Annotated in this window: 7 protein-coding genes and 1 pseudogene; 2 read left to right on the top strand and 6 right to left on the bottom strand. The window is 34.5% G+C overall.

What is annotated here, in order from left to right; genetic code table 11:
- Positions 1-109 precede the first annotated feature (109 nt).
- On the top strand, positions 110-592 hold the full coding sequence (locus MHI00_RS17100) for an AAA family ATPase (RefSeq protein ID WP_034558298.1): 483 nt from the start codon (positions 110-112) through the stop codon (positions 590-592).
- Between the two features lie 401 nt (positions 593-993).
- Positions 994-1,681 (top strand): annotated as a pseudogene (locus MHI00_RS17095) (IS6 family transposase).
- A gap of 66 nt (positions 1,682-1,747) precedes the next feature.
- On the opposite strand, the gene MHI00_RS17090 reads toward MHI00_RS17095, so the two are convergent.
- Genes MHI00_RS17090 through MHI00_RS17065 form a run of 6 tightly spaced genes read right to left on the bottom strand, consistent with a single transcriptional unit; the run spans position 1,748 to position 6,304 of the window.
- Positions 1,748-2,650: an ROK family protein gene (locus MHI00_RS17090; RefSeq protein WP_176455250.1), complete on the bottom strand. Its 903-nt coding sequence runs from the start codon at positions 2,648-2,650 to the stop codon at positions 1,748-1,750.
- A complete protein-coding gene (locus MHI00_RS17085) occupies positions 2,647-3,585 on the bottom strand; it encodes a dihydrodipicolinate synthase family protein (RefSeq protein WP_056998955.1) in 939 nt (312 codons plus the stop codon). Before MHI00_RS17085 ends, MHI00_RS17090 begins: the two co-directional genes overlap by 4 nt.
- A gap of 25 nt (positions 3,586-3,610) precedes the next feature.
- Positions 3,611-4,300, bottom strand: a complete 690-nt coding sequence (locus MHI00_RS17080) for an N-acetylmannosamine-6-phosphate 2-epimerase (protein ID WP_056998954.1) — start codon at positions 4,298-4,300, stop codon at positions 3,611-3,613.
- A gap of 30 nt (positions 4,301-4,330) precedes the next feature.
- The gene (locus MHI00_RS17075) at positions 4,331-4,963 is read right to left on the bottom strand and encodes a YesL family protein (protein WP_056998953.1); all 633 of its coding nucleotides are present in this window, start codon (positions 4,961-4,963) and stop codon (positions 4,331-4,333) included.
- A 20-nt stretch (positions 4,964-4,983) separates the two neighbouring features.
- On the bottom strand, positions 4,984-5,817 hold the full coding sequence (locus MHI00_RS17070) for a MurR/RpiR family transcriptional regulator (protein WP_176455248.1): 834 nt from the start codon (positions 5,815-5,817) through the stop codon (positions 4,984-4,986).
- A gap of 37 nt (positions 5,818-5,854) precedes the next feature.
- Positions 5,855-6,304, bottom strand: a complete 450-nt coding sequence (locus MHI00_RS17065) for a YhcH/YjgK/YiaL family protein (RefSeq protein ID WP_056998951.1) — start codon at positions 6,302-6,304, stop codon at positions 5,855-5,857.
- Positions 6,305-6,348 lie beyond the last annotated feature (44 nt).

Below are 6,348 nucleotides of genomic sequence, written 5' to 3'. Positions count from 1 at the left end.
TCTTTGGAAAACAATCATCTTTTTTTAAACATTGTATTTTAAAATTAAAATTTGAATTCCTTTTCCTCTATTGATATACTATTTCATAATATAGAAAGGAAGAAAATTTATGAATAAAGTCATTTTAATGTGTGGAGTTAGCGGCGCAGGAAAGACAACTTTTTCAAAAGAAAAAGAAAAGGATGGATACATAAGGCTATCTATAGATGAACTTATCTGGGAAGATTATGGCGTATATGGTGTCGATTACAAATCTGAAGAATATGAAAAAGTGTCGGCCTTATCATCCACGAAGATGAAAGAACTAACTATTAAGTATGTGCAGAAAGGAAAAAATGTTATCGTAGATTCCAGTTTTTGGTCAAAGAGCCATCGAGATAGTTATCGTAAATTACTAGAAGATTATGAAGTAGAAATTCAAGTAGTTTACCTCAAAGCCGATTACGCCATACTTAAAAAACGCTTGGAAATTCGAAATCAAACTCAAACTGCTAATTCAGCTTTTCCAATTACTGAGGATATCCTTAAACGATTTTATTCAGGGTTTGAAGAACCCATAAATGAAAATGAAATTGTTATCATTCAAAGTTAAGTCTTAAAATGATTACCCACTTACTGTGTACTTGAAAGATACACAATTTCAGAAAAACAACGGGTAAACCATGTATATTTGAGTCAATTTAGCTAATTTCATTCTATTTTATACTTTTTGCCAAAAACAGTAGTTAATTACAATTTGATTTTGCCACAAGTTTTGGTACAGTTTTAAGTAAAAAAACAGCCTTTTTAAGGCTAATTTTGAAAACGGCATAAACAAATGTTTTTGCCTATCTTGCAAATCATAAAATAAATAAGATCAACTAGAAAAATCTAGCTTCTCTTATTTAAGATTGTACTATATATTTCAAAACACAGTATTTGAGGTTCCATTGCAAAGTTTAAAAATCAATGAAATTAAAGTATAATGGACCAAAAGTGGTAGAGGGATTCTTCATGAAAAACGCTTTTAAAGGAAAACAATTTGATAAAGTCATTATTATTGAAGCCGTAGGCTTATATTGCCGGTTTTCTTTGAGTTACCGTGAAGTGGCTGAAATTCTTCGACACCGCTGGATTTCCCTAAACCCTACAACCATTATGCCTTGGGTGCATGAATACAGTAAAATTCTATATGGGATTTGGAAAAAGAAACAAAAGCGACGGACGTATTCATGGCGCATGGATGAAACCTACGTAAAAATTAAAGGCGTCGAACATTACCTATATCGGACGGTTGATTCTCAAGGAAATACGTTAGATTTCTGTTTAATAAAAAAGAGAAATCACAAGTCCGCCATGGCTTTTCTTACAAATCTGATTAAACAATATGGGGAAACTAGAGCGCTGGTTAGCGATAAAAACCCAGCCATTATTTGTGCAATTAAGAAGCTTCGCAAGAAGAAATTACTAAGAAAACCGAGTATCGCAAAGTGAAATACCTCAATAATATCATTGAACAAGATCACCGACAAGTGAAAAAGCAGTTTCCGAAGTAGCTGGGTTTCAAAAAATACAGACGGCCTCTGCTTACATTAAAGGTATTGAAGTCGTCAACGCGTTATACAAAGAAAGTCGAAGAACGATTTCACTCTTCGACGTTTCCGTATGGGCTGAAATTGAAACTATGTTGGGAGTCGCATAGAAAATGGTCGAAAATTAAAGATATTCTTTCATTTTTGTTTTTACAAAACTTTGCAACGGAACCTTTTCAATCATTGATAACACTCTTTTCCTGTTTATTTCTAAAATGATAATAAGCCCCTAGCATACCGGCTTCATTTTCATGATGGGCAAAAACAATCTTGGTGTTAGCGACTAAACTTGCTAACAAATAATCGGCTACCTTTGCTTCTATTTTATCTTTTAAATAAGCTTTTTGTCCCATAATCCCACCGCCTAGAACAACCGTTTCAGGGTTAATCACATAACAGATTGTAGCAATTCCTTGTCCTAAATAGTCCACCATCCGGTCAATTGCTGTGATGCATTTTTCATTGCCTTCCTTGGCTTCTTTAAAAATACGATGACCATTCCAGTCGCTGTGATAATCCCCGTGAGCCTCTGACACAGCCCTCACGAGGGCTGTTGTCGACGCTAAATCTTGAAAAGTAGAATCCCCCATTTTTAAATACCCAATCTCACAAGCACTATTATTGTAGCCATGAAAGACATCTGTTTTCGTTAACATACAGCCACCTATACCAGTTCCAATTGTTAGACATAGTGTCACTTTACTTCCTTTGGCATTTCCTGAGAGTACCTCGGCTAATCCGGCGCAATTCACGTCATTTTCAATTTCACATGGCAAATTGTATTTTTCTTCTATTATTTGTTTAAATTGTGTCCCTGCATAATTTGGAATAGCTGGACCCGAGTAAAAAATCTTGCCTTTATCTGGGTCAACCATCCCAGCAGATGACAAACAAATTCCTGAAAGATTCTGCTCTTCTTGAAAACTGTCAATAATCGCCACTACTTTTTGCAAAATTCCTGGACCTCCAAGCTCTGCAGCAGTATCCATTTCATTTTTTTTCAGCAATTTCCCTTGATGATCAACTAATCCATATTTAATCATCGTACCACCAATATCTATTACTGCATATTTTTTCATTTTTTCATCTCAACTTTAACAACAAATTTGTTTTTCGTTGCTTGAATCAACTCAGCGGCTTTTTTAATAGTTATTTGATCACTTTCAATAATTTCTGCTAATGGGGAGCGAACAGAACCGATATCTAGCGCTTCATTCATTCGTAAAATTTCTTTAACGACAGCGTACATATTCCCATGTCCTGACACCATTAAACCAATGATATCATTAATTGCATATTGTAATTGTTTTGCTTCTTTTAATTTTTTATCTTTGATAAAAGTATTTAATTGTAGGAACAATTCCGGCATAACACCATAAGTGCCTCCAATACCACCTTGTGCTCCCATTAAACGTCCCCCTAAGAATTGTTCATCTGGGCCATTGAAAACGATATAATTTTCCCCACCAAGAGAACAGAATGTTTGGATATCTTGAACAGGCATTGACGAATTTTTAACGCCAATTACTTTAGGATTTTTCATCATTTCAGTGTAAAGGCTGGGCGTTAATGATACTCCTGCTAATTGTGGAATGTTATAAATAATAAAGTCTGTATTAGGTGCTGCTTCACTGATTGAATTCCAATAATGAGCAATTGAGTATTCTGGCAAGCGGAAATAAATTGGCGGAATCGCTGCAATGCTGTCTACCCCTAAACTTTCTGCATGTTTTGCTAACTCTATACTATCTTTTGTACTGTTACAGGCAACGTGAGCAATAATAGTTAATTTACCTTTAGCTACCTTCATGACATTTTCTAGCACAACTTTACGATCTTCTACACTTTGGTAAATACATTCGCCAGAAGAGCCATTCACATATAGTCCCTTAACCTTTTTTTCAATAAAGTAGTGGGTTAATTTTTGGACACGCTCTGGACTAATTTCTCCCTTGTCATCGTAGCATGCATAAAAAGCTGGAATAATTCCTTCATATTTCGTTAAATTTTTCATTATTTTTGTTTCTCCTCTGTATTGTTTATTTTTTTATTTCTGTTACAAATCGTTCAGTAATAAGTTGAGGGCGAGTAATAATTGAACCCACTACCACACTAAAGCAACCTAAATCTAATACTCGTCTAGCTTTTTTTGGTGTGTCTATATTTCCTTCTGCAATTACAGGATGTTTTACTTGAGCTAAAATAGTCCGTATAATGTCAAAATCATTCGCTTCAATTTTTAAGTCTCTACTTTGGTCTGTATAGCCCACTAAAGTTGTTCCGATAAAATCAAACCCTAGCTTATCTGCCAAAACGGCTTCTTCAACTGTGGAACAATCTGCCATCCAGAGCTGCTTTGGGTATTTCCTCTTTATTTCTTTAAAGAAGTCCGTTAAATTTTGATTATCTGGGCGGTTATCTATTGTAGCATCTAGAGCGATAATATCAGATTTAACGGAGACCAACTCATCGACCTCTTTCATTGTTGTTGTAATATATACTTTGGAATCTGGATAATCTCGTTTTACAATGCCTATAACTGGTAAATCTACACATTTTTTAATTTCAGCAATGTCTTCTTTGCTATTTCCACGAATTCCTGATGCACCACCTTCTTTAGCTGCTACAGCCATTTTCCCCATAATAAATGACGAGTGTAGTGGTTCCTCTGGTAATGCTTGACATGAAACAATTAACTTCCCTTTTAAATTCGCGACGTTCTTATTCAAATGACTTCCTCCAAATCCTATGATTTCCTTTTATTCATATTTTTTTAAAAAACGTTCGACAATTAGGAGCTGTACACACGTAAAAACTGAAAAACCAAGTACTAGAAAAACAGAAACCATGGCCATCATCATCACAATAGTTGCTTGAAATAATTGACTCATTACAAGTACAATTCCTGCTAAAAAAAATGACCCTGGGAGGTTGAGGCAAGCCATTAAAAAGCTTTTTTTAAATAGCACCTTAATCGATTGATCAAACTTGATACTCATGGGGATTAGATATAGAAAAATTATCAACAACACCAGCCCTCCACCGTAGCATAAAGCTTTAAATAATAAGAAAATTTGCCCTTCCCCAGTTTCAATAATAATCAAATCTGCGTACAAAACAACAGCAGCAGTCAACTCAATCAGACCAATAAATAAACCTTTTTTCCAATTTTTTTGTAATGCTTGAAAGAAAATTTTAGATGGAGCTTTACTCGACCCGCTTTTAATTTCTAACATACTGGCATATAAACTGCTTTGAGCAATACCAATAGTGACTATTGGCAAACAGCCTATTAAAAATAAGATATTTAAAATAAATAAATTATAGACTCCAGTAAAGGATTTTGTTAATTTGCTATCCGTACTAAATATCGAGTTTCCGTTATCTATCAATTCTTCTCACCTCAGTTTGCTTATAACAATTTATCCACAACTGCCTGTGAACTCTTATGTTGGTTTTCTAGACTTTGTTTTCTATTCCTTTGATAATAAGTGTGATAGAGCAAGTCCAACAAATAAAGCTGACTCATCTTAACGGTCAAATCGCCTCCTTCTAAGGGAGATTCCTTCCCACCACACAATAGAACCTCATCAGTGTAAGCTGTCAAAGGTGATTTTTTATAACGCGTAATTCCTGCAATTTTAACCTGATTATTTTTAGCAATTTTAGCAATATTCACAATATCTTTCGTTGCCCCAGAATAAGAAACTAAAAAGATTAAGCTACGCTCTGTCAACATTGATGTCGCCATTGCCTGCATGTGGGCATCTTCTATAATCCGCACTTTCGGGGTTATTCGGATAAATTGGTTCCAAATATCATGGGCTGTCTGTAAGCTATCACCAACACCAAAAAAATACACAGAATCAGCTTCCTCAATCAGCTTAACAATCTTCATAATTGAGTCTTTGTCCAATAAATGATAGGATTCTTCAATAGCTTCAATCTGCCTTTGCATACGTCTTTTTTCAAATCCGGTATCCTCTGAGCTTGTTTGTACCTTGTGCCCATTTTCATTGGAAGCTAAATACAACGATAATTGCATTTTAAACTCTTGGTAACCACCAAATTCTAACGTTCGGCAAAAACGATACACACTTGTTTCGCCAACTTCACAATCATTGGCTAATTCAGTAATAGACATATAGATAACCTTTTCTTTGTTAATCAAAATATAATCAGCGATTTTCTTCTCCGATTTTGTTAATTGATTGTAACTTATCTGTATTTTTAATGGTAAATCCATTCTTTTCACCCTACCTTTTTAACTAACTAGACTACCATTAAATAAGGACTTTGACTACATATTTTTTAACCTCACTACTTGTTAACGTACTTTTCCCTGCTTGATGCGCTTCTTCTGGTAAAAATAAAAGGAAATTACCTACAGATAAAGAAAATGTGTAGGTTTCACTACAATTTACTAAACCAAAATCATTTCCTTCGTCATAAGGCTTCGTTGCTACTTCTTCTCCTGTTCCGTAGGTAACTTGCTCTTCCCCCTCAATCACAATATGAATATCTGCATAGCGCCTGTGGTACTCAAATTCTTTGGGTTTATCGGACTTCAATTTATTTTTTTGTACCATCAAATAAATTTGTTCTCTTAATATCTCATTCTTACCTAATTTCAATTTGGATAAATCATTATTTGACAAATAAGCAAGTGCTTTGGCTAAATTAGGATACATTCCTTTGTAGCTCTCTAAATTTTCAATCTTATCATAAATCATTTGGGGCTTCCTCCTATTTGAACCACTTAATTTAAGCTGTTTTA

The sequence above is a fragment of the Carnobacterium sp. FSL E2-0243 genome, assembly GCF_038003605.1.
In the GTDB taxonomy this organism is placed as follows: domain Bacteria; phylum Bacillota; class Bacilli; order Lactobacillales; family Carnobacteriaceae; genus Carnobacterium; species Carnobacterium maltaromaticum.
The sequence above is the reverse complement of the archived record's forward strand: the minus strand, read 5'-3'. Positions and strand labels throughout refer to the sequence as shown.